At 73.6% G+C, this 22,161-nt stretch carries 17 protein-coding genes; 14 read left to right on the top strand and 3 right to left on the bottom strand.

Annotated features, from left to right (window positions below; translation table 11 throughout):
* Positions 1-418: 418 nt before the first annotated feature.
* Complete coding sequence (locus tag ABT137_RS38285; protein WP_351716034.1) at positions 419-1,072, bottom strand: sigma-70 family RNA polymerase sigma factor; 654 nt, start codon at positions 1,070-1,072, stop codon at positions 419-421.
* Between the two features lie 206 nt (positions 1,073-1,278).
* On the opposite strand from ABT137_RS38285, the gene ABT137_RS38280 reads away from it, so the two are divergent.
* Positions 1,279-4,131 carry an ATP-binding protein gene (locus tag ABT137_RS38280; protein ID WP_351716032.1) on the top strand — a complete coding sequence of 951 codons (2,853 nt, stop codon included), beginning with the start codon at positions 1,279-1,281 and terminating at the stop codon, positions 4,129-4,131.
* Between the two features lie 4 nt (positions 4,132-4,135).
* Here ABT137_RS38280 and ABT137_RS38275 read toward each other — a convergent pair whose 3' ends face one another.
* Positions 4,136-5,332 (bottom strand): cytochrome P450, encoded by a 1,197-nt coding sequence (locus ABT137_RS38275; RefSeq protein WP_351716030.1) that lies wholly within the window; start codon positions 5,330-5,332, stop codon positions 4,136-4,138.
* A gap of 324 nt (positions 5,333-5,656) precedes the next feature.
* On the opposite strand from ABT137_RS38275, the gene ABT137_RS38270 reads away from it, so the two are divergent.
* Positions 5,657-6,886, top strand: coding sequence for a cytochrome P450 family protein (locus ABT137_RS38270; RefSeq protein ID WP_351716029.1), 1,230 nt, complete (start codon positions 5,657-5,659; stop codon positions 6,884-6,886).
* A 113-nt stretch (positions 6,887-6,999) separates the two neighbouring features.
* Here ABT137_RS38270 and ABT137_RS38265 read toward each other — a convergent pair whose 3' ends face one another.
* Positions 7,000-7,986 carry a methyltransferase gene (locus ABT137_RS38265; RefSeq protein ID WP_351716028.1) on the bottom strand — a complete coding sequence of 329 codons (987 nt, stop codon included), beginning with the start codon at positions 7,984-7,986 and terminating at the stop codon, positions 7,000-7,002.
* Positions 7,987-8,188: 202 nt separating this feature from the next.
* On the opposite strand from ABT137_RS38265, the gene ABT137_RS38260 reads away from it, so the two are divergent.
* From ABT137_RS38260 to ABT137_RS38205, 12 genes are all read left to right on the top strand, one after another.
* Positions 8,189-8,350: a hypothetical protein gene (locus ABT137_RS38260; protein WP_351716026.1), complete on the top strand. Its 162-nt coding sequence runs from the start codon at positions 8,189-8,191 to the stop codon at positions 8,348-8,350.
* Positions 8,343-9,647 (top strand): nucleotide disphospho-sugar-binding domain-containing protein, encoded by a 1,305-nt coding sequence (locus ABT137_RS38255; RefSeq protein WP_351716024.1) that lies wholly within the window; start codon positions 8,343-8,345, stop codon positions 9,645-9,647. The genes ABT137_RS38260 and ABT137_RS38255 overlap by 8 nt, the downstream gene beginning before the upstream one ends.
* Positions 9,644-11,395: an NAD+ synthase gene (locus ABT137_RS38250; protein WP_351716022.1), complete on the top strand. Its 1,752-nt coding sequence runs from the start codon at positions 9,644-9,646 to the stop codon at positions 11,393-11,395. Before ABT137_RS38255 ends, ABT137_RS38250 begins: the two co-directional genes overlap by 4 nt.
* Positions 11,396-11,434: 39 nt before the next feature.
* Positions 11,435-12,244, top strand: a complete 810-nt coding sequence (locus tag ABT137_RS38245) for a class I SAM-dependent DNA methyltransferase (RefSeq protein ID WP_351716020.1) — start codon at positions 11,435-11,437, stop codon at positions 12,242-12,244.
* Positions 12,241-13,374 carry a hypothetical protein gene (locus tag ABT137_RS38240; RefSeq protein WP_351716018.1) on the top strand — a complete coding sequence of 378 codons (1,134 nt, stop codon included), beginning with the start codon at positions 12,241-12,243 and terminating at the stop codon, positions 13,372-13,374. The genes ABT137_RS38245 and ABT137_RS38240 overlap by 4 nt, the downstream gene beginning before the upstream one ends.
* Positions 13,371-14,099, top strand: coding sequence for a cyclase family protein (locus ABT137_RS38235; RefSeq protein ID WP_351716016.1), 729 nt, complete (start codon positions 13,371-13,373; stop codon positions 14,097-14,099). Before ABT137_RS38240 ends, ABT137_RS38235 begins: the two co-directional genes overlap by 4 nt.
* A 22-nt stretch (positions 14,100-14,121) precedes the next feature.
* The gene (locus tag ABT137_RS38230; protein WP_351716014.1) at positions 14,122-15,354 is read left to right on the top strand and encodes an MFS transporter; all 1,233 of its coding nucleotides are present in this window, start codon (positions 14,122-14,124) and stop codon (positions 15,352-15,354) included.
* Between the two features lie 116 nt (positions 15,355-15,470).
* Positions 15,471-15,995 (top strand): cupin domain-containing protein, encoded by a 525-nt coding sequence (locus tag ABT137_RS38225; protein ID WP_351716012.1) that lies wholly within the window; start codon positions 15,471-15,473, stop codon positions 15,993-15,995.
* Between the two features lie 94 nt (positions 15,996-16,089).
* Positions 16,090-17,268 carry an acyl-CoA dehydrogenase family protein gene (locus tag ABT137_RS38220; RefSeq protein ID WP_351716011.1) on the top strand — a complete coding sequence of 393 codons (1,179 nt, stop codon included), beginning with the start codon at positions 16,090-16,092 and terminating at the stop codon, positions 17,266-17,268.
* A gap of 9 nt (positions 17,269-17,277) precedes the next feature.
* A complete protein-coding gene (locus tag ABT137_RS38215; protein ID WP_351716009.1) occupies positions 17,278-18,123 on the top strand; it encodes an oxygenase MpaB family protein in 846 nt (281 codons plus the stop codon).
* A 61-nt stretch (positions 18,124-18,184) separates the two neighbouring features.
* On the top strand, positions 18,185-20,419 hold the full coding sequence (locus tag ABT137_RS38210) for a serine/threonine-protein kinase (RefSeq protein WP_351716007.1): 2,235 nt from the start codon (positions 18,185-18,187) through the stop codon (positions 20,417-20,419).
* Between the two features lie 171 nt (positions 20,420-20,590).
* Entirely contained in the window at positions 20,591-22,156 is a 1,566-nt protein-coding gene (locus tag ABT137_RS38205; protein ID WP_351716005.1) for a phytoene desaturase family protein, read from the top strand.
* Positions 22,157-22,161: the final 5 nt, after the last annotated feature.

Here is a 22,161-nt window from a genome sequence, read left to right as displayed (position 1 = left end):
CCGACAGGGGCCGTCCGGGCGGGCTCCGCACGGCGCGACGCACATGTCGCGTGCCGGCCTGGGCGGCGCGGAGGCGCCCGCGGTGCCGGCCGGGGCCGGGGCGGCTGACAACGTTGTAGTGCTGCGGTGGGGCCGTATCGCGGCCCTGGGGCCGACCGCTCTCGTGGGCGTGGTCGGTGGGCGGAGAGCACGGCGGGCCGCCGGGCGGGCGCTCTGCCGGGCGGCGCGGACGGGGCCCGGCCGATCCCGGCATCGCCGGTCAACTGCGTCGGTCCCGGCGGACGGTGGGGACGTGTTCGGTGCGCACACGCGACACTTCGGAGGCCGGCTCCCGCCACGGGTGAGCCCGGGCGAGGGGCGCGGCGGGGGAGTGCGGTGCCGGGCGGAGTCGCTACGGACGAGGTCCCGGCGCCCCGGATCAGTGGGGGGCGACGGACCGTACGGCGGCGGGGCGGCGCCCAGGATGCCGCTGCGCCTGAGCCGGCAGGCCGTGCCGCGCGCGCAGGGTCGCCCCGTTGCGGTCGCCCAGTGCCTCGCGCAGGGCCCGCAGGGCGTTGTGGGTGCGGGACTTGACCGTGCCCTCCGGGACGTTGAGCACCTCGGCCGCGTGCCGGACCGGCTGGTGCAGGAAGTAGACCTGGGCCAGCACCGCGCGGTGCGTGGCGGACAGCCCGGCGAGCGCGGTGCGCAGCACCTGGCGGTCGAGGATCTGCTCCAGCGGTTCCCCCGTCACCGGGATCGACTCCAGCGGATCGTCCTCCACCTCGGTGGGGCGCGCCGAGCGGGCCCGCAGCATGTCGATCGCCAGCCGCCGCGACACCGTCAGCAGCCACGGCCGTACCGCCCGCGGGTCGTCGGGCAGGATGTCCAGATTGCGCCAGGCGCGCAGCATGGTCTCCTGGACGAGGTCCTCCGCCGTCTGCCGGTCGCCCTGGGTCCAGCCGAGCAGGCTGCGCATCAGCGAGTTCTTGTTGACGTCGTAGATCATCCGCATCTTCTGCTCCGCGGACCCGGGGGCGGGGAACGCCTGCGGTGCGGAAGTCTGTGCCTCGGGTGCGAGTGCCGTCGTCATGAGCTGCCCCATCTGTTGCCGACCGATGGAACGAGCCTGCGGCAGCGCCGATACGGAGACATCCGTGAGCCTCACTGAGATCCCGGAGGCTCCAGGGACCGACCGACTCAGTGAGCCGGGGGCGGCCGTGTGACCGAAGCCGCAGTTTCCCCAGGCGTCATCTGAAACGGAGTGGGACCTAACAGAAAGGCTCTAGAGTCATGAGCATGCTCAGGCAACAGCTGCATCCGGTGGTCGGCCGGGAAGCGGAGCAGGCGGTTTTGGATCGGTTGGTCTCCGACGTCGCCGCAGGTCGCGGCGGGAGTCTGCTGATCGAAGGTGAGCCGGGCATCGGTAAGTCGACCTTGCTTGCGCACGCCCTGGCCAAAGCTCGCGCGGCCGGCTGCGAGGTCTCGGCCGGGGAGTGCGACGAGCTGGGCCGGCGGCTGCCGCTGTCCGTCATGACCCGGCTCCTGGAGATCGACACCGGCTCGTCCGACCCCCGTCGCGCGGAGGCGGCGCTCGCCCTGGAGCAGCCGCAGCAGGCGACGGGCTGGACGATGCGGCTGCTCGCCGGGGACCCGGTGGTGGCGGCGACCGAACAACTCCTCGTCCTGGTCGACCGGTTGTGTACGACGGGCCCGCTGGTGCTGGCGGTGGAGGACCTGCACTGGGCCGACGAGGCGAGCCTGCTGATGTGGCGCCGGCTGTGCCGGGCCTCCGTCCAGCTGCCATTACTGGTCATCGGCACCTGCCGGCCGGTCCCGGGCAACACCGAGTTGGAGCCGTTGCGCCGCGATCTGCGGTCCCGGGGCGGGCAGTTGATCTCGCTCGACCGGCTGCCCGAGGCCGAGGTCGCCCAGCTGACCGGCCTGCTGGCGCGCGGCGAACCCGGCCCGGTGCTCGCCGAACGGCTCCGCTCGGCCGCCGGAAACCCGCTCTACGTACGGGAGTTGCTGGACGCCCTGGCCCGCGTCGGCGCCCTGCGGACCACGGACGGCCGGGTGGAGCTGACGTCGGCCGGCCGGGACGTGGAGAAGCTCACCGAACTGCGGGACGTGATCGCGGACCGGCTGGCCGGCCTCTCCGCCGACACCCAGGAGGCGCTGCGCGCCGCGTCGCTGCTCGGCCCCGAGTTCTCGGTGCGGGACCTGGCCGCGGCGGTGGGCCGCGGCACCGGCTCCATGCTCGCGGTGGTGGAGGAGGCGCTCGGCGCCGCCGTGCTGGAGTCCGCGGGGTCCCGCCTCCGCTTCCGGCACGGCCTGCTCCGGGAGGTCCTGTACGAGGCCATGCCGCCCGCCCTGCGCACGGCGTTCCTGCGACGCGCGGCACAGGAGCTGATGACCTCCGGGGCCCCCGTGGAGCGGGTGGCCGAGCTGATCCTCCCGGTCCTGGACACGGCCGAGGACCGCGAGTGGGAGTGGCTCGCGGACAACGCCGAGCGACTGGTCGTACGGGCCCCGATCGCCGCCGCGGAACTCCTCGAACACGCCGTGCGCCAGGCGGGCCCGGACGATCCCCGGCTGCCCGTGCTCACCGCCCAGCTGGCCGCGCTCTACTTCCGCATGGGCCCGCTGGACCGCGCCGAGGAACTGGCCCGCACCGTACTGCGGCAGACGGCCGACCCCGAACTGCTCGGCCGGGTCAGATGGCTGCTCAGCACCATCGGGATGCGCACCGGCCGCTACGAGGCCGTGGTCGAGAACTGGCGTGCCGCCACCAACGACCCCCGGGTCGGACCCGTCTGGCGGGCCCGGCTGCTGGCCCTGGTGGCGCTGGCCCGGCACGTCCTCGGGCAGATCGGCCGGGCCCGGCTGGCGATGGCGGAGGCGCTGGACGAGGGCAGGAAACTGGGCGACCCGATGGCCGTCGGATACGCCCTGAACGCCGCCTCCGTCATCCGCAGCTGGCACGGCGACCAGGCCGGCGCGCTGGCCCTGAACGCCGAGGCGCTGGCGGAGATCGGCAACGACCCGGACCTCGTCGACCTGCGGCTCATCCTGCTCGGCCACCGGGCCGCCGACCTGGACGGCGTCGACCGTCTCCAGGAGGCGGAGCAGGCCCTGACCCAGGCCCGTACGCTCGCCGAGCGCGCCGGAGCGACGCGGCTGTCGATGACCCTCGTCCAGGGGGCCGAGCGGTACTACGAGCACGGACGCTGGGACGACGCGCTGGCGGTGCTGGACGAGGTCACCGACCTCCCGCCGCTGTGGCGGCTGTCCCGCCGGGGCCTGAAGGCGCTGATCAGCGCCCGCCGCGGACAGTGGGAGGAGGCGGCCGGCTTCCTGGACGCCCCGGCCGGCGGCCGGGCTCCGGGGCAGGGACCCGTCGCCGCGGGACACCTGCTGCTGGCCCGCGGCCTCGTCACCGAACGGGCGGGCCGGCTCACCGAGGCCGTCGAGGTGCTCACGGAGCTGATGGCCGAGACCTACGCACACGACCTGGGGAACCACCCGGAGTGGCTGCCCGCCCTGGTCCGGCTGGCGCTGGCCGCCGAGGACCGGCAGACCGCGAGCGCCGCCGGGATCGCCGCCCGGCAGGCCTCCGACCGCCGGCCGCGGCCGCGGACCCTGGCCGCCGCCGACTGGTGCTTCGGGCTGCTCGACCAGGACCCGGCCCGGCTGCTCGCCGCCGTCGACTACCTCCGCGGCGCCGACCGGCAGCCGGACCTGGGCAACGCCCTGGAGGACCTCGCCGTGGTCCAGGCCGCGTCCGGAGATCTCGACGCCGCCCGTGCCTCGTTCGGCGAGGCCCTCGCGGTCTGCGCCGAGCTGGGTGCGGACTGGGACGCCCGCCGGGCCGCCGCCCGGCTGCGCCCCTGGGGCGTGCGCGCCGGCAGCCGCGCCCCGCACGTGCGGCCGTCGTTCGGCTGGGAGGCGCTGACCGCGACCGAACGGCGCGTCGCCGACCTGGTCGCCGAGGGTCTGTCCAACCCCGACATCGCCGCCCGGCTGCTGCTCTCGCGGCGCACCGTGGAGACCCATGTCTCGCACATCCTCACCAAGTTGCAGGTACGTTCCCGGCGCGAGGTCGGCGCCGCCGCGGACTCCGGTCCCGGACGACCGGACGGGCGCGGCTGAGGGGTCACGCGGGTGCGGAGCGGATCAACGGCAGCTCGTGGACGCCGTAGATCATCTTGTCGTGGCGGAAGGCCAGCGTGTCCCGCGAGACGGCGAGCCGCAGGGACGGCAGGCGGCGGTGCAGGGTGCCGAGGGCGATCCGGAGCTGGGTGCGGGCGAGGTGGTGGCCCAGGCACAGATGCCGGCCGAAGCCGAAGGAGAGATGACCGCGGGCGTCGCGCCCGAGGTCCAGCCGGTCCGCGCCCGGGAACACCTCCTCGTCCCGGTTCCCGATGTTGGTGGCCACGACGACCCCCTCACCGGCCCGCACCGCCTCCCCGGCGACCTCCACGTCGACCAACGCCACCCGCCGGCGCCCGAAGTGAGAGACCGTCAGGTAGCGGAGCAGCTCGTCGACCGCCCTGGTGCCCGCGGCCGGGTCGTCGTTCTCCCGGAACAGGGCCAGCTGGTCCGGGTGTTCGAGCAGTGCCAGGCTGCCCAGGGCGATCATCTGCTCGGTGGTCTCGAACCCGGCGATCAGCAGGAGCATCAGCGTCATCACCGTCTCCTCCCTGTTCAGCGCCCCGGCGGCCAGGCCGCCCTGCACCAGCCGGGAGGCGACGTCCGCCCCGGGGCAGGCGGCCTTGGCGCCGATCAGCCCCTCCAGATACGTCATGACCCGCGCCTTGACCGAGGCACCCACCTCCTCCGAATGGCCGGCCGACTGCATCGTCAGCGCCGCGTCCCGCAGGAACGGGTGGTCCCGGAACGGGACTCCGAGGACCTCGAAGAGCACCAGCAGGGTCACCGGGGTGGCGAAGTCCGCCACCAGGTCGAACCGCTCGGGGCCGCGGAGCAGTTCGTCGACGCGCTCGTCCGCGACCCGCTGGATCATCGGCTGGAGGGCGTCGATCCGCCGCGCCGCGAAGTCCGGGATCACCAGCCGGCGCATCCTGCCGTGATCGGGATCGTCCATGTCGATGAAGGCCCGCTCCCGTGACCGCATGGCTTTCGAACTCGCGCTGCGATGCGGGAACCCCGGCAGGTCGGTGTCGGAGCTGAACCGGTCGCTGTCCAGCAGCACGGCCCGCTGGTCCGCGTGCCGGGTCAGCAGCCGGGCGACGCTGCCGTCCCACAGCCGCACCCGGCACACGGGCGCCTCCCGCCGCAGCCGGTACAGACCCGGCGGGGGATCGAAGGGCCGTCCGGGTGCCCGGGGCATCGGGAAGGACGGGACGACTCTGCCATCAGCAACCATGACCCACTCGCCGGTTCGGCACCGCAGTGCGTGTCGCGCCGACCGGCCTCGGGGCAGCCGTCGTTCGCACTCCACCAAAGGTAGGAACAGGGCCCCGCCGCTCGACAGGTCCCCGTTCGGGGATCTGTGCCTGTCCTCGCGGTGCGGCCGTACGGTGTCGCTGCGCCCGCCCCAACTCGCCCGCGCGGTAAGGCATTTCACCTTCATGCCCTGCCCGGCACCGCGCACGCTCCCGCCCGCAGTGCCCGGCGTGCAGCCACGCCGCGGCCCACACCCAGGAGGTACCGCGTGACCAGCATCCCCACCGAGGCCGTGACCCTCGACAGCGACGGCGGCAGACGGCTGTACGAGCAGGCGGACGAACTCCGTGCCGCCGGGCCCGCCGTCCGCGTGCGGCTGCCCGAGGACGTCGTCGCCTGGTCGGTCACCCGCGGAGACATCGCCAAGCAGCTCCTCGTCCACCCGCACGTCTCCAAGGACGCCCGCAAGTCCTGGCCCGGCCACCAGCCCGGCGCCGTACCGTGGCTCTATCCCTGGGTCGACGTGATCAGCATGTTCACCTCCGACGGCGACGACCACGCGCGGCTGAGGCAGCTGCTCGGCAGGGCGTTCACCCCGCGCCGGATCGAAGAGCTGCGGCCCGCGATCGAGGTCATCGTCACCGACCTCCTGGACACCCTGGAGGCCCGCGGCGCCGACGAACGCGTGGACCTGCGCGCCGGGTTCGCGCACGGCGTGCCCACCCGGGTCATCTGCGACCTGTTCGGTGTCCCCGCCGACCAGCGGCCCGAGATGCTCCGCATCATGGGCGCCGTGTTCGCCACCGACGTCACGCCCGAGCACTCCGCCGCCGTGGCCAACGACCTCTACCGCGCGATGCAGACCCTCATCGAGACCAAGCGCCGTGCCCCCGCCGACGACCTGACCAGCGTGCTCCTGACCGCCCACGAGGAGGACGGCGACCGGCTCAGCGAGACGGAGCTCGTCTCCACCCTGATCGCGATGATCGGCGGCGGCAGCGAGACCACCGTCTCCCTGATCGACGCCGCCGTACGCGAACTCCTCACCCACCCCGACCAGCTGGCCGCCGTCCTCGCCGAGCCGGCCCGCTGGACCGACGTGATCGACGAAGCCCTGCGGCTGCATCCGCCGATCATGCACCTGCCGATGCGGTTCGCCACCGAGGACATCGACCTCGGCGAGGGGGTCACCGTGCGGGCCGGAGACGCCATCCTCATCGCCTTCGGCGCCCACGGCCGCGACCCGGGCCTCCACGACGACCCGGCCGCCTTCCACATCGACCGCGCCGACAAGCAGCACCTGGCCTTCGGCCACGGCATCCACTACTGCGTCGGCGCCCCGCTCGGCAGGCTCGAAGCCGAGATCGCCCTTCCGGCCCTGTTCGCCCGCTTCCCCCGGCTGGCCCTCTCCATCGCCCCCGACGACCTGGAGCCCCAGCACTCCTTCATCGGCAACGACCTCGCCGAACTGCCCGTGATCCTGGGCCCCGCCGCGTAGCGGAGGGCGTTCAGCAGAGGCGGAGACCAGCATCGAAGAGCACAACAGTGCGGCGCCACCCCGGCCGGGCTCCCGACGATCGGGGTGGCGCCGCAGTGTCGGCTTCTCGCGTGTCAGACCGCCTTCGCCTCGGCGATGCGCATCGTGCCGGAGGTCTCCGTCATGCCGGTGGACCGGAAACCGGCGGCGTCGAGAAGCGCGGACAGCTCGCCCTCCGTGCGTTCACGGCCGCGGGTGAGGGCGAGCATGATGACGTCCATCGTGAGCGCCGCCGGGGTCGGCCGCTCGTCGGGCAGGACGTTCTCGATGACGAGCAGGGTGGCTCCGGGGGCGGCCGACTTCCGGATCGTGGCGAGGATCCGCGCGGTCCGTTCGTCGTCCCAGTTGTGCAGGACGTGCATCAGGACGTAGGCGTCGGCGGCGGGCACCGCGTCGAAGAAGTCCCCGGCGCGCAGCGCGAGGCGCGGGTGGTCGGGGAAGGCCAGGGCCTCGATGACGCTCGGCTGGTCGAACAGGACACCCTCGGCGTCGGGGGCGGCGTCCAGGATGCCGCGCAGCAGGTGGCCCCGGCCGCCGCCGATGTCGGCGATGACGCCGAACGGCGTGAAGTCGTAGGCGCCGACGACCGCCGGGACGTCGGCCGCCGCCTTGGAGGTCATGGCGTGGTTGAAGATCTCGGCTTCGTCGGGATGTTCCTGCAGATAGGTCCAGACCCCCTCGGAGTGGAGCACCTCGATGGCCGGCTCCCCGGTCATGACGGTGTGCTGGAGCAGCGTGAGGCTGTCCAGGTGCATCGGCAGCCCCATCAGGCGGAGCAGCGGGCGCGCGCTCATCGGGTGGTCGTCGCGCAGGACGCGGGACGCGTCCGTGTGCGCGTAGCCGCCGTCCCGCTCCTCGAAGACACCGAACGAGGTGAGCAGGCGCAGGACCCGGTCGAGCGCTCCGGGAGCGGCCCCGCAGGCCGCCGCGAGCTTGTCGACGGGGACCGGTTCGTCGTCGATGCGGTCGGCGACACCGATCTCGGAGGCGACCTGCAGACAGCGCGCGGGGTAGGCGCCGTAGGCGAGCGCGTGGATCGTCTCGGGGGATTGCTGGGTCATGACGGGCAGGGCTCCCTCTCGTCGGTGGCCGGGCACGTCCGGATCGCGTGGGACAAGAAGGTAGGAGCGGCGCCCCGACGCCCGACAGGTCTTCGTTCGGGGATCTGGGAATGTCCCCGGGGCGCGGCCGTACGGTGTCGACCGGTATCAGCGAGGGCCGCGGCACGCTTCCGGGCCCGGGTCCCGGACCGAGAGGCGGCCGATGAGCTCGCACCGCAACGGGTTCGACCGCGGCACGGTGACCGTGCCCGCCGGAGAACCAGCGCGCTACGACAGAGAACCGGCCCTGTACGGCACGGAGTCGCCCGACACCGCGGGCAACGCGGCGTCGGTGCCGACCGGACGGGGGCCGGCCCGTGCCTGAGACCGCCCGCGTCCTCTTCGTGCCCGGCGCCGCCGCGTGGGGGCCGTACAACGCGCTGCGGGCGATGGCCGAGGTGGTCCGCGAGCGCGGCGGGCGGCCCGTGTTCGCGATGGACGGCAGCTTCCGCGGGGTCGCCGTCGCGCACGGCTTCGACGAGGAGGTGTACGACGCCTCGCCCCCGCCCGCCGACCCGGCCGCGGGCGGCCCCGCCATGTGGGCCGCCTGGGTGCGGGAGAACGCCGTGCACTTCCGGGGCTCCACCCTGGAACAGCTCCGCACGGTGATCCGGCCGCAGTGGGCCGAACTGGCGCGGGCCGCCGAGTACGCCCACCCCCGGCTGCGCGCCATCATCGACGAGGTCCGGCCCGACCTGATCGTGGTGGACAACGTCGGCGCGGACCCCTCGGTCGCCGCGTCCGGCATCCCCTGGGTACGGTCGATCTCCGCGAACCCGCTGGAGCTGGCAGACCCGGACCTGCCGCCCGCCTTCTCCGGCTACCCGCTCGGCGACCGCTCCGGCTGGGACGCCTTCCGCGCCGAGTACGCGGCCCTGCACACCGGCCTGCACGCCGAGTTCGACGCCTACTGCACGGCCCAGGGCGCCCCGCCGCTGGAACCGCTGCGATTCTCCTACGACTCGCCCTGGCTCAACCTCTACACCTACCCGAGTGCCCTCGACTACCCGCGCCCGGCCGAATTCACCCGCCGCCGGCACCGCCTCGACACCGTGGTCCGCACCGGCGAGCGCACGTTCAAGGTGGCCGACCACCTGCCCGGTACCGGCCCCGTCCTCTATCTCTCCCTCGGTTCCCTCGGCTCCCTCGACACCCGGCTCCTCCAGCACCTGGTGGACGTCGTCGCCCGCACCGGCCACCGCACCATCGTCTCCATGGGCCCGTGCCACCACGAGGTCACCCTCGGCCCGAACATGTACGGCGAGCCGTTCCTCCCGCAGCCCAGCGTCCTGCCCGAGTGCGACCTCCTCATCACCCACGGCGGCAGCAACACCCTGGGCGAGGGCGTCGCCGCGGGCCTGCCGATGATCGTCCTCCCGCTCTTCTGGGACCAGTACGACAACGCCCAGCGCGTCGCCGACCTCGGCTTCGGCGTCCGCATGGACACCTACGGCTTCGACCCCGACGCCATGGTCGCCACCATCGAGGAACTGCTCGCCGACGACGGCCGCCGCCGGCGCCTCGCGGAGGTCCGCGAGAACATCCGCCGCGCCCCGGGCCGCGAGACCGGCGGCACCCTGATCGCCGACCTCGCCGACTCGCTGACCGGGGTCCGACGATGAGACCGCCCGCCCCACTCCGCCTCGCCCTCGCCCAACTCAACCTTCACGTGGGCGACTTGGACGGTAACCTCGCCGCGCTGCGCCGCTGGACCGACCGGGCGCGCGACGAGGGCGCGGAACTCGTGCTCACCCCGGAGCTGTCCATCTGCGGCTACCCGCCCGAGGACCTCCTCCTCAAGGCACACTTCCTGCGCGACTGCCGGGCCGCCCTCGACGAGTTCGCCCGCGGCACCGCCGGGATCGTCGCGCTCGTCGGCTTCCCCGAGTGGGACGGCGCCGTCCACAACTCCCTCGCCGTGGTGGCCGACGGCGCGGTCCGGGCGGTGTACCGCAAACAGAAGCTGCCCAACTACGCCGTCTTCGACGAACGGCGCTACTTCACCGCCGGAGCCGAACCCGGACTGCTCGACTACGGCGGCACCCGCCTCGCGCTCTCCGTCTGCGAGGACATCTGGGCGGACGGACCGCCCCCGGCCGGCCTGGCACCCGCCGTGGACCTCGTCCTCAACGCCTCCGCGTCCCCCTACCACCGGGGCAAGGGCCGCGAGCGCGAGCGGATGCTCGCCCAGCGCGCCCGGGACCGGCGCGCCGCCGTCGCCTTCTGCAACCTCGTCGGCGGCCAGGACGACCTCGTCTTCGACGGCCACTCCGTCGTCCTCGACCACCACGGCGAAGTCCTCGCCAGGGCACCGCAGTTCGAGGAGGCCCTGCTGCACGTCGACCTCGACGTCGAGACGGTGCGCGCCGCACGGCTGCTCAACCCCCGCTCCTCCGGCCCGCCCGAGAGCCGTACGACCACCGAGAGCCGTACGACCGTGAGCCGCCCGACCCTGTCCCGGCCGGCCGCCGGCACGCCGCCGCCCACGCGCCCGGCACCGTCCGTCGTTCCCGTCCTGGACGAACTGCCGGAGGTGTACGCCGCGTTGGTGCTCGGCGTCCGCGACTACGTGCGCAAGAACGGCTTCGAGAAGGTCTGCCTCGGCGTCTCCGGCGGCATCGACTCCGCGCTCGTCCTCCTCCTCGCGGTCGACGCGCTCGGCGCCGGCAACGTCGAGGCGCTGCTGATGCCGTCCCGCTACAACTCCGCCGGGACCAGGGCCGACGCCCGCCGCCTCGCCGACAACCTGGGCGTGCGCAGCCACGAGATCTCCATCGAGCCCGCCTTCCAGGCCTACGAGGCGATGCTCGCGTCCACCTTCGCCGACCGTGGCCCGGACGTCGCCGAACAGCACCTCCAGGCCCGGATCCGCGGCACCCTGCTGATGGCCATGCAGAACAAGTTCGGCTGGCTGGTGCTGACCACCAACAACAAGACCGAGACCAGCGTCGGCTACTCCACCCTCTACGGCGACACGGCCGGCGGCCTTGCGGTCATCGACGACGTACCGAAGTGGCTGGTGTACGCCCTCGTCGGACACCGGGGCGGCACCGGTGCCACCGACCCGGTGCCGCGCGGCATCGTGGAGCGCCCGGCGAGCGCGGAGACCGACTTCGACCAGCGCGACGAGGACACCCTGCCGAAGTTCGACGTCCTCGACCGCATCCTCGAACTCGCGGTGGAGGAGAACGCCTCCCGCGAGCAGATCCTCGCCCGCACCGGCGCCCGCGCCGAGGACGTCGACCTGACCCTGCGGCTCGTCGCCGAGAAGGAGTTCAAGCGCCACCAGACCCCGCCCGGCCTGCGCATCAGCCCCCGCGCGTTCGGCCGCGACCGGCGCATGCCCATCACCAACGGCTACCCCGGCTGACCCCGAGACGCCCCCCACCCCTCCCGTCCAGGAGCCCCCGTGCACGGAACGACCGAGTCCACCGCCCCCAGACACGCGATCAGCTTCCCGCCCGTCGAACCCGAGACCGTGCGGGCGGAACAGTGGACGTTCGACCTCCTGGAGAACGGCGAGCGGACCAGTATCCGCGCCCACGACTACACCGAGATCTTCCGCCGCCCCGGCCTGTACGAGCAGCTGTTCCACGAGCGGCTGCGCTGCGCCTCCCCGCAGACGGCCCGCGACGCACTGCTGTCGGAACTGCGCGACCACGGCGCCGACATCCACGCGCTGCGCGTGCTCGACCTCGGCGCCGGCAACGGCATGGTCGGCGAACTGCTGGCGGCCGCCCGGGTCGTCGGCCTGGACATCAGCGAGGCGGCCCGCGACGCCTGCGTACGCGACCGCCCGCACGCCTACGACGCCTACTACGTCGCCGACATGACCGAACCCGGCGAGGATCTGCTGAAACAGCTCGACCAGTGGGGCCTGGACGCGTTGGTGTGCGTCTCGGCACTCGGCTTCGGCGACATCCCGGTGGCCGCGTTCGTCAACGCCTACAACGTCGTCGCCGACGGCGCCTGGGTCGTGTTCACCGTGAAGGACACCTTCGTCGCCGACGACGACCGGACCGGCTTCGCCCGGCTGGTGTCCGGCATCACGGGGAGCGGCGCGCTGCGCGTCCACCGGATGGAGCGCTACCGGCACCGCTACTCGATCGACGGGGAACCGCTGTTCTACTACCTGTTCGTCGGCCGGAAGGTCCGCGACCTCCCGCTCGACCCCGAATGGGGCGAGCACGCCGCGAGCCCGGGCCGGAGCCTGCCGTGAGCGCGGACGCGCCGGTGGACGTCCTCCACCTCGGCGCGGCGGCGCTGCCCCTGTACCGGGCCGCCGACCCCGGCCATCTGCGCCTGGACCTCGCCGCCGCCCCGGCCGGAACGGGCGCGCTCGCGCTCCTCACCGCCCTGCGGCACGGCACGGAGGTCCGCTGCGACCGCGGCACGGCCACCCTGTACGCGCCGGACCTGCCGTTGCCGCCGGTCACCGGCAGCCGCCGCCTCTCCGCCGGGCACACCAACACCCTCGACATCGTCGACGAGCGGTACGCCGTGAAGTGGTACGCCGAACCCGCCCTCGGCACGACACGCGAGCAGCAACTCCTGACACGGCTCACCCGCGCCGACTGCCGGGTCACCCCCGCCGCGGCCGGCGCGCTCACCTGGCATGCGGACGGACCGCCCACCACCCTGGCCGTGGTCACCGCCTACCTCCCCGGCACCACGGACGGCTGGACACTCCTGGAGCACCTCGACCCGCTGCACGCGGAGGACGAACTACGCGCCCTGTGCCGGTCCTTCGGCACCGTCCTCGCCGAACTGCACACCGCCCTGGCCCCCTTACCGCGCGGCCGGCTCGGCTCCGCCACCCGCCTGGCCCGGATCACGGCCCGGATCGCGGCCGCGCGGGCGGCCTGCCGCGGTGACCTGCCGGTACCCGAACTGCCCCTGTTCACCGCGGACCTGACGGCGCAGGACGTGCACGGCGACGTCCACCTCGGCCAGTTCCTCGTCGCCGACGGCCGGGTGCACATGGCCGACCTGGAGGGCGACCCGACGGAGCGGCCGCACGAGCGGAGCCGGCCGGACACCCCGCTGCGGGACCTGGCGTCGCTGCGCCGCTCGGTCCTGCTGGCGCATCTGTGGCGGCGGGCCGAGCACGGCGACCCGCCGGCCGCCCGCGCCGGCTACGACCGTGCCCTGGCGGACCTGACGGACGCGTACGCCGTGGCGAGCGGCGGTCTGCCGGCCGGCTGGACGGCCTGGCTGCCGCTGCTGGAGCTGGAGAAGGCCGCGGGGGAGGTGCTGTACGCCCGGCGTTTCCTGCCCGAGTGGCTGCCGACGGCACGCGCCTCCTACGCCGACGCGGCCGCGTCCCTGGAACCGGAGCCCCACCGATGACAGCACCCGCACCCGACCCCGCGACCGTGCGGCCCGACCTGACCCGACCGGTGGACCTCACCCAGGAGTTCCACGACGGGATGCCGGTCTACCCGGGCCTGGTGCCGACCCGGATCCGGCCGCACCAGACCCACGCGCAGACCCGGCTCCCGGACGGCACGTCGTACGCGTCGTACGGGGTGACCTTCAGCGACCACGCCGGCACCCATGTCGACGCCCCGAACCACATCGACCCGGCCGCCGGCGCCGCCGGAATCGACGCGCTGCCGCTGACTGCGTTCTGCGGCGCGGGGATCTGCCTGGACCTCGCCGCGGACACCGGCCCGGTCACCCGGCCCCGGCTGGCGGCTGCCCTGGCCGTGAGCGGCCTGCCCCTGCTGCCCGGCGACGTCCTGCTGCTCCGTACAGGCGTACAGGACCGGCTGGGCGGCACCGACGCGTATCTCACCGACTACCGGGGCCTGGACGAGGACGCCTGCCGCTGGGTCGCCGGGCACCGGGTGAAGGCCCTGGGGGTGGACCAGCCCAGCCCCGACGACCCGGACGACTCGGTCTCCCCGGCGCACACGACGTTCGTCGCCGCCGGGATCCTGATCTACGAGAACCTGGCGAACCTCGGCAGCGTCGCGGGCCGCCGCTTCTGGTTCGCAGGCTTCCCCGTCCCGCTGCGCGGTGCCACCGGAGCCCCGGTCCGCGCCGTGGCCTTCCCGCCGGCCGGCACCTGAGGGCCTGGGGATCCACATCGCCATGTCCGTCCAACTGGCCGCACCACGGGGCGTGTTGCACCTGCACGGCTTCCGTCTGCTGCTCCTCGACCGGCTGCTCGCCCCGGCCGCGACGGCCGTCTCGACGGTCGCCGTCTCCTTCGCCGTCCTCGGCCTCACCGGTTCCGTCGCCGACCTGTCGCACGTGCTGGCCGCCCAGGTCGCCCCGGCGCTGCTGCTCATGCCGGTCAGCGGAGTGCTCGCGGACCGGTTCGGCGCCCAGTACGTCATCGCCGCGGCCTGCCTGCTCACCGCGTGCTGCGAGGGCACCCTCGCGTTCCTGCTGCTGACGGGGCACCCCCGGATGGAGCAGATCATGCTGCTGGAGGCCGGCACCGGGGCGGCCCTGGCGATGTTCCTCCCGGCCTCGACGGCGCTCCTTCCCCGCCTCGTGCCGGACGCGGAGCTCCAGCGGGCAAACGCGATCAGCCGGCTGGTGACGAACGGGGCGAGCGTCGGCGGCGGCGCGTTCGCCGGGGCGGCCGTGGCCTCCTTCGGCCCCGGCTGGGCGCTGGCCGCGGACGCGGCCGCGATGCTCGCCGCGACCGCCCCCAACCTCCTGATCCGCACCGCCCCGAAAGCCGCCCGCCCCGCTTCCGACCTGTTCGGCGAAGTGCGCGAGGGCTGGCAGGAGTTCCGCTCCCACACCTGGCTGTGGGTCATCGTCCTGCAGTACTCGCTCGTCTTCATGGCCTGCTCGTGGGGGTACGGCGTGCTCGGTCCCGTGGTCGCCCGGGACAGCCTGGGCGGCCCGGCGGCCTGGGGCGAGATCCTGGTCGCCGAGTCGCTCGGACTGGTCGTCGGAGCCTGCGCCGCGACCCGCTTCACCACCCGGCGGCCGATGCTGTTCGTCGCGCTGTGCGGAGCGGCGGTCGCCGCCCCCACGCTGGCCCTGGCGCTGCTCCTGCCGCTCTGGCTGATCTGTGCGTTCTCGTTCGGGACCGGAGTGCTGGTGGAACTGATGATGGTCCAGTGGAACGTGGCCATGGCCCGGACCATCCCGGCGGACCGGCTCGCCCGGGTCGGCTCGTACGACATGCTCGGCTCGGTGGTGGCCACACCGTTCGGGGCGCTGCTCGCGGGCCCGCTCGCGGCCACCATCGGAATCCGGCCGGCCCAGTTCGCCGCGGTGCTACTGGCGGTCGCGGTCACCGTGCTCGCCCTGGCACCGAAGGAGATCCGCACCGAGGCGGGCCGGGCCGGCGCGAACCGCTGACCCGATGGCTGGCATCGCCGATACGCGTTTCCGCCGCACCGCCGGGCTGCCTAGCGTGACCTGAGTACCGCCCCGGTCTCCGCAAGCCTCCCGTGTGCCACAAGAGGAGCACTTCCATGAGCCAGCCGCCCCGCCGGATCGTCACCGGTCACGACGAGACGGGCACCTCCGTGTTCCTCTCCGACGGTGAGCCGCCCGTCATCCGGACCGCGCCCGACGGCGCCGCCTTCTACGAGATGTGGAACACCGACTCGGTCCCGGCACCCGTCGCGGCCGACGAGCCCGAGCCCACGGAGCGCGACCTGACCGTGCCGCCGGCCCCCGGCGGCACCAAGATCCGCGTCAACGAGTTCCCGCCGGGCTGTGTCTCCCCGACGCACCGGACCCAGACCGTGGACTACGGCATCGTCCTGGCCGGCGAGGTCGTCCTCGTCCTCGACGACTCCGAGCGGGTGCTGCGCGCCGGGGACGTGGTGATCCAGCGCGGCACCGACCACCGCTGGGAGAACCGCACGGACACGGCGGCCCGGATGGCGTTCGTCCTGGTGGACGGCGTCTTCACCGAGCCGCTGCTGAAGGTCCTGGGCCCCGAGGTGCTCGGCTCCCTGCACGGCAGTCCGCTGGCGCCCGGCCAGTCCTGACCCCGGTCGCGAGGGGCCGCCGCCATTCCCTATTTCTGGAACACGTTCTACGGTGTGCGCCGTCAGGACCGCCCTTGGGGAGCCTGGAGGCGCCATGCACCTCGACCACACGCCCGAGCAGCAGCGGCTGCGCACCGAACTGCGCGCCTACTTCGCCGGCCTGGTGCCGGAGAACGCGTACGCCCGCTACGCCGACCCGGTCGCGCAGAAACGCTTCTACCGGGAGACCGTCCGCCGGCTGGGCACCGACGGCTGGCTCGGCGTGGGCTGGCCGAAGGAGTACGGCGGCCGCGGCCTGACCGCGATGGAACAGTTCATCTTCTTCGACGAGGCCGCCCAGGCCGGCGTACCGCTCCCGCTCATGGCGCTGAACACCGTCGGCCCGACGATCATGCAGTACGGCACCGACGAGCAGAGGTCGTACTTCCTGCCCCGCATCCTCTCCGGCGAGATCGACTTCGCCATCGGCTACAGCGAGCCCGACGCCGGCACCGACCTCGCCGCCCTGAAGACCCGGGCCGTCCGCGACGGCGACGAGTACGTCGTCAACGGCCAGAAGATCTGGACGACGAACGGCGACACCGCCGACTGGGTCTGGCTCGCCACCCGCACCGACCCCGAGGCCCCGCCGCACAAGGGCATCACCATGCTCCTGGTGCCGACCACCGACCCCGGCTACTCCTGCACCGTCATCAACACCCTCGCCTCGCACGACACCACGGCCAGCTACTACGAGAACATCCGCGTCCCCGTCGCCCGCCGGGTCGGCGAGGAGAACCGCGGCTGGCGGCTGATCACCAACCAGCTCAACCACGAGCGCGTCACCCTCGCCGCCCACGGCACCATGGCCATCCGCGCCCTGCACGACGTGCAGCGCTGGGCCATGGAGACCAAGCTCGCCGACGGCCGCCGGGTCGTCGACCTGCCCTGGGTACGACGCAACCTCGCCCGGACCCACACCCGCCTCGACGCCATGAAACTCCTGAACTGGCAGATGGTGAGCGCCGTCCAGGAGGGCACCCTCACCCCGCAGGACGCCTCCGCCGTCAAGGTCTACGGCTCCGAGGCCCGCCGCGACGCCTACGCCTGGCTGATGGAGGTCGCCGGCGCGGCCGGGCCGCTCAAGGAGGGCTCGGCGGGCGCGGTCCTCCACGGCGACCTGGAACGCGGCTACCGCTCGGCGGTCATCTTCACCTTCGGCGGCGGCAACAACGAGATCCAGCGGGAGATCATCTCGTGGATCGGACTGGGGATGCCACGGGTACGGCGTTAGCCTGCCGGTATGGACGGTGACGCCGGGCTCTTCACCCCCGACTCCGTGACCTGGCACCTGCACGGCGACCCCATCATGTGGATCGCCGGCATCCGGGCGCTCTACCTCCAGGCGCTGCACCCGCGCGCCGTGCGCGGCGTCATGGAGAACTCGGACTTCCGCAGCGACGCCTGGGGCCGCCTGATGCGGACCGCGAACTACGTGCGGACCACCATCTACGGCACCACCGAGGACGCCGAGCGGGCCGGGGCCAGGGTACGGAAGATCCACAGCATGCTGGGCGCCACCGACCCCGACACCGGCGAACGGTACGGCGTGGACGAACCCGACCTGCTGCTGTGGGTGCACTGCGCCGAGATCGACTCCTACCTGCACGTCGCCCGCCGCTCCGGCATCCCCCTCACCGACGCCCAGGCCGACCGGTACTTCGCCGAACAGCGCGCCCGCGCCCGGCTGGTGGGCCTCGACACCGACGCCGTACCCGGCGACCGGGCTGCGCTGGCCGCCTACTTCGAGTCGGTACGGCCCGTGCTCGCCCTCGGGGCCGACGCACGCGCGGTGGACGAGTTCCTGCTCCGGCCGTCGACGCACCCCCTCCTGGTACCGGCGCGCGAGGTGCTGTGGCGGCGCGTGGCCCACCTCGCGTACGCCTCTCTGCCGCCGTACGCCCACACGCTGTACGGCAGGCCGGGCCCGGAGCCCGCCGTCGTCACCCGCCGACTGCGCGCCACCGGCACCCTGCTGCGCTGTGTTCCCGCACGTCTGCGCTGGCAACTCCCGCCGAAACACATCCTGGACGCCATCGCGAGGCTCGGCCCGGACGCACGCCCCGCACCGTACAAAGTCGGGCGATAGACAGCCATACTGGGCGAGCAGGGGGGTGTCACGGACCGCGACGGGGGGGCGACGGCGCGCGATGGCTGACAGCAGGCTGGTCCAGGGGCGGTACCGGCTGCTCGACCTGATCGGGCGGGGCGGGATGGGCGAGGTGTGGCGGGCCCGCGACGAGTCACTCGGCCGGCAGGTCGCCGTGAAGTGCCTCAAACCACTGGGCCCGCACCACGACCAGGCGTTCACCCGCGTCCTGCGCGAACGGTTCCGCCGTGAGGCGAGAGTGGCCGCCGCCCTCTCCCACCGCGGGGTCACCGTCGTCCACGACTTCGGCGAGTACGACGGCATCCTCTACCTGGTGATGGAGCTGCTGAACGGCCGCAACCTCAGCCAGCTCATGGAGGACGACAAGCACCACCCGCTGCCCGTCGGCGACGTCGTCGACATCGCCGAGCAGGTCGCCGCCGCCCTCGCCTACACCCACCAGCAGGGCATCGTGCACCGGGACCTGAAACCGGCGAACATCATGCGGCTCACCGACGGCACGGTGAAGATCTGCGACTTCGGCATCGCCCGCCTCGGCCACGACATCGGCTTCACCTCCCGGCTGACCGGCACCGGCATCGCCATGGGCACCCCGCACTACATGTCCCCGGAGCAGATCGGCGGCACCGAGGTCGACCAGCGCAGCGACCTGTACTCGCTGGGCTGCGTCCTCTACGAGATCGCCACCGGGGCACCGCCGTTCGACCTCGACGACGCCTGGGCGATCCTCGTCGGCCACCGCGACACCCCGCCCGCCCCGCCGCGCAGCCACCGACCCGAACTGCCCGGCTGGTTCGAGAAGGTCGTCCTCGACCTGCTGGCCAAACGGCCCGAGCAACGACCGTACGACGCCAGGGAGCTGGGCCGCCGGATCACCTCCGGGCGGACGACCCCCACGTACGTCCCCACCGTCGTCACCGGGCAGCCCGGGCTCCGGCCCCCGGAGCCGGCCGCCCGCGAGCCCCGGCTGCCGTCCTGGACCCGGGGCATGACCACCGGCCACAAGGCGACCGGCGCCGCCCTGGGCACCACCCCGCCCGACCCCGGCGCCGGACTCACCGGCGAGTGGACCGCCCGCCCGGCCACCGGCGTCGCGGAACCGCTCCCGGCGGTCACCGCCCCCTCTCCGGAGACCCTCGCCGCCCTCGCCGGCCGGCACAACGCCGGGCTCAGCCTGGGACGGCTCGGCCGCTGGGCCGAGGCCGGCGAGGTGCACCGCGCCGTCGCCGCCGAACGTGCCCACCTCCTCGGCCCCGACCACCCCGACACCCTCGCCAGCCGCTACGAGATCGCCTTCACCCTCAGCCGCACCGGCCGCGCCGCCGACGCGCTGCGCGAGTACACCGAGGTCGCCACCGCCCGGGAGCGCACCCTGGGCGCCGACCATCCCGACACCCTCGCCACCCGTCAGGAAACGGCCTACGTGCTGGGCCAGTTGGGCCGCCACTTCGACGCCCACCAGGTGTACACGGCCGTCCTCGCCGCCCGGCAGCGGCTGACCGGCCCCGACCATCCGGACACCCTGCGCTGCCGCCACAACCTCGCCTTCAACCTCAGCAGGCTGGGCCGCCTGGAGGACTCGTACCGCATGGCCCACGACGTGGCCGCGGCCCGCGCCCGGGTGCTCGGACCGCAGCACCCCGACACCCTGGTCACCCGCTACGAAGTCGCCTATGCGTTAGGCCAGTTGGGCCGCTGGGAGGAGGCCCTGCAGACCTATCGCGAGGTCGCCGAGGCCCGCGGCCGTGCCCTCGGCGCCGACCACCCCGACACCCTCGCCGCCCGCTACGAGGTCGGCATCAGCCTCGGCCGCCTGGGCCGCAGCGCCGACGCGCTCACCCTCTACCGCGCCCTGATCGACGACCGCACCCGCGTCCAGGGCCCCGCCCACCCCGAGACCCTGCGCGCCCGCCACGGCCTCGGCGTCAACCTCGGCCGCCTCGGCCGCTGGGAGGAGGCCCTGGCGGAGTCCCGCGACGTGTGCGCGATCCGCGACCGGGTCCTGGGTCCGGACCACCTCGACACCCTGGTCAGCCGCCGCGAGGTCGCGGTGAGCCTCGGCTGGCTGGGCCGCTGGTCGGACGCACTGACCGAGTACGGACGCGTCGCCGCCGCGCGGGAACGGGTCCTCGGCTCCGACCACCCGGACACCCTGGCCAGCCGCAACGACGAGGCACACTGCCTGGAGCAGTTGGGGCGGGGCGCGGAAGCGGTGGAGCTGTACCGGAGGGTGGCGGTCCTCCGCCAACAGCGCGCATCAGGAGGCCGCCTGTGAAGCGCCCCGTGAGGGGCAGCGCCCCGTAGGGGCGCGGGGCTGTGACACATATGCGGCTCCGCCGCGTGGGCGCGACCAGCCCCACACGACCCGCACATGGAAACGGGCCTCCTCGCGCAGCGAACCGGCACGCCTCTTACTTCCCTAGATCATCATGTGTTACGAAGAGCTATGCCCGCTGCCACGGAACCCTCCCGCACCTACGACGCCATCATCGTCGGCGGCGGCCACAACGGCCTCGTCGCGGCGGCCTACCTGGCCCGGGCCGGCCGCACCGTGCTGGTGCTGGAGCGGCTGGGCCGCACCGGCGGCGCCGCGGTCTCCACCCGCCCCTTCGCCGGCGTCGACGCGCGGCTGTCCCGTTACTCCTACCTGGTCAGCCTGCTGCCCAGGAAGATCGTCCGCGACCTCGGCCTGGACTTCCGCGTCCGCGGCCGCACCATCTCCTCGTACACACCCGTGGAACGCGACGGCCGGCCCACCGGGCTGCTGGTCGGCGGCGGCGAGCGGCGGATTCGCGAGGCGTTCGAACGGCTGACCGGGGGCAAGGCGGAGTACCAGGCCTGGCAACGGTTCTACGGTACGACCGGCCGGGTCGCCGAACGCGTCTTCCCGACGCTCACCGACCCGCTGCCCTCGCGCGAGGAACTCCGCCGCCGGATCGACGACGAGGCGGCCTGGCGGGCGCTGTTCGAGGAGCCGATCGGGGTCGCGATCGAGGAGAACTTCACGGACGACCTGGTGCGCGGGGTCGTCCTCACGGACGCGCTGATCGGCACCTTCGCCGACGCCCACGACACCTCGCTGCGCCAGAACCGCTGTTTCCTCTACCACGTCATCGGCGGCGGCACCGGCGCCTGGGACGTACCGGTCGGCGGCATGGGCGCCCTCACCGACGCGCTGGCCGCCGCCGCGCGCTCGGCGGGCGCGGTGCTCGCCACCGGGCACGAGGTGGTACGGATCGAGACGGACGGCCGGACCGCCGAGGTCGCCTACCGCACCGCGGACGGGGAGGGCGTCGCCGCCGCCCGGCACGTCCTGGTGGGCGCCTCCCCGCAGGAACTCGCCGCGCTCACCGGCGATCCGGCCCCGGAGCCCGCCGAGGGTGCCCAGCTCAAGGTGAACATGCTGCTCAAGCGGCTGCCCAGGCTGCGCGACACCGCCGTCGACCCGCGCGAGGCGTTCTCCGGCACCTTCCACATCGCCGAGGGCTACGGGCAACTGGCCACCGCCCACGCCCAGGCTGCGGCCGGCCGGCTGCCCGCGGCCCCGCCCTCCGAGATCTACTGCCACTCCCTGACCGACCCCACGATCCTCGGCCGTGACCTTGCCGAACGCGGCTACCAGACGCTGACCCTCTTCGGCCTGCACACCCCGGCCCGGCTCTTCGCCGCCGACAACGACGCCGTACGCGACGAACTCCTCAAGTCCACCCTCGCCCAGCTCGACGCCCACCTCGCCGAGCCGATCGCCGACTGCCTGGCCCTCGACGCCGACGGACGCCCCTGCATCGAGGCGAAGACCCCCCTCGACCTCGAACGCGACCTGCGTCTCCCCGGCGGCAACATCTTCCACCGCGACCTCTCCTGGCCCTACGCCCAGGACGGCACCGGCCGCTGGGGCGTGGAGACCCGGCATGCCAACGTCCTGCTGTGCGGGGCGGGCGCGGTACGCGGGGGAGGGGTGAGCGGGGTACCGGGGCACAACGCGGCGATGGCGGTCCTGGAACAGGCCTGACCGAG

It is taken from the genome of Streptomyces sp. NPDC001980, assembly GCF_040296885.1.
Classification (GTDB): domain Bacteria; phylum Actinomycetota; class Actinomycetes; order Streptomycetales; family Streptomycetaceae; genus Streptomyces.
Note: the sequence above shows the minus strand (reverse complement) of the source record. Positions and strands in the feature narration are given on the sequence as shown.

Excerpts from the sequence above, each read along its gene's own strand:
- ABT137_RS38265 (WP_351716028.1), bottom strand. The coding sequence starts at position 7,986 with ATGACCCAGCAATCCCCCGAGACGATCCACGCGCTCGCCTACGGCGCC.
- ABT137_RS38225 (WP_351716012.1), top strand. The coding sequence starts at position 15,471 with ATGAGCCAGCCGCCCCGCCGGATCGTCACCGGTCACGACGAGACGGGC.
- ABT137_RS38250 (WP_351716022.1), top strand. The coding sequence starts at position 9,644 with ATGAGACCGCCCGCCCCACTCCGCCTCGCCCTCGCCCAACTCAACCTT.
- ABT137_RS38230 (WP_351716014.1), top strand. The coding sequence starts at position 14,122 with ATGTCCGTCCAACTGGCCGCACCACGGGGCGTGTTGCACCTGCACGGC.
- ABT137_RS38275 (WP_351716030.1), bottom strand. The coding sequence starts at position 5,332 with ATGCCCCGGGCACCCGGACGGCCCTTCGATCCCCCGCCGGGTCTGTAC.
- ABT137_RS38205 (WP_351716005.1), top strand. The coding sequence starts at position 20,591 with ATGCCCGCTGCCACGGAACCCTCCCGCACCTACGACGCCATCATCGTC.
- ABT137_RS38280 (WP_351716032.1), top strand. The coding sequence starts at position 1,279 with ATGCTCAGGCAACAGCTGCATCCGGTGGTCGGCCGGGAAGCGGAGCAG.
- ABT137_RS38235 (WP_351716016.1), top strand. The coding sequence starts at position 13,371 with ATGACAGCACCCGCACCCGACCCCGCGACCGTGCGGCCCGACCTGACC.
- ABT137_RS38220 (WP_351716011.1), top strand. The coding sequence starts at position 16,090 with ATGCACCTCGACCACACGCCCGAGCAGCAGCGGCTGCGCACCGAACTG.
- ABT137_RS38260 (WP_351716026.1), top strand. The coding sequence starts at position 8,189 with ATGAGCTCGCACCGCAACGGGTTCGACCGCGGCACGGTGACCGTGCCC.
- ABT137_RS38210 (WP_351716007.1), top strand. The coding sequence starts at position 18,185 with ATGGCTGACAGCAGGCTGGTCCAGGGGCGGTACCGGCTGCTCGACCTG.
- ABT137_RS38285 (WP_351716034.1), bottom strand. The coding sequence starts at position 1,072 with ATGACGACGGCACTCGCACCCGAGGCACAGACTTCCGCACCGCAGGCG.
- ABT137_RS38215 (WP_351716009.1), top strand. The coding sequence starts at position 17,278 with ATGGACGGTGACGCCGGGCTCTTCACCCCCGACTCCGTGACCTGGCAC.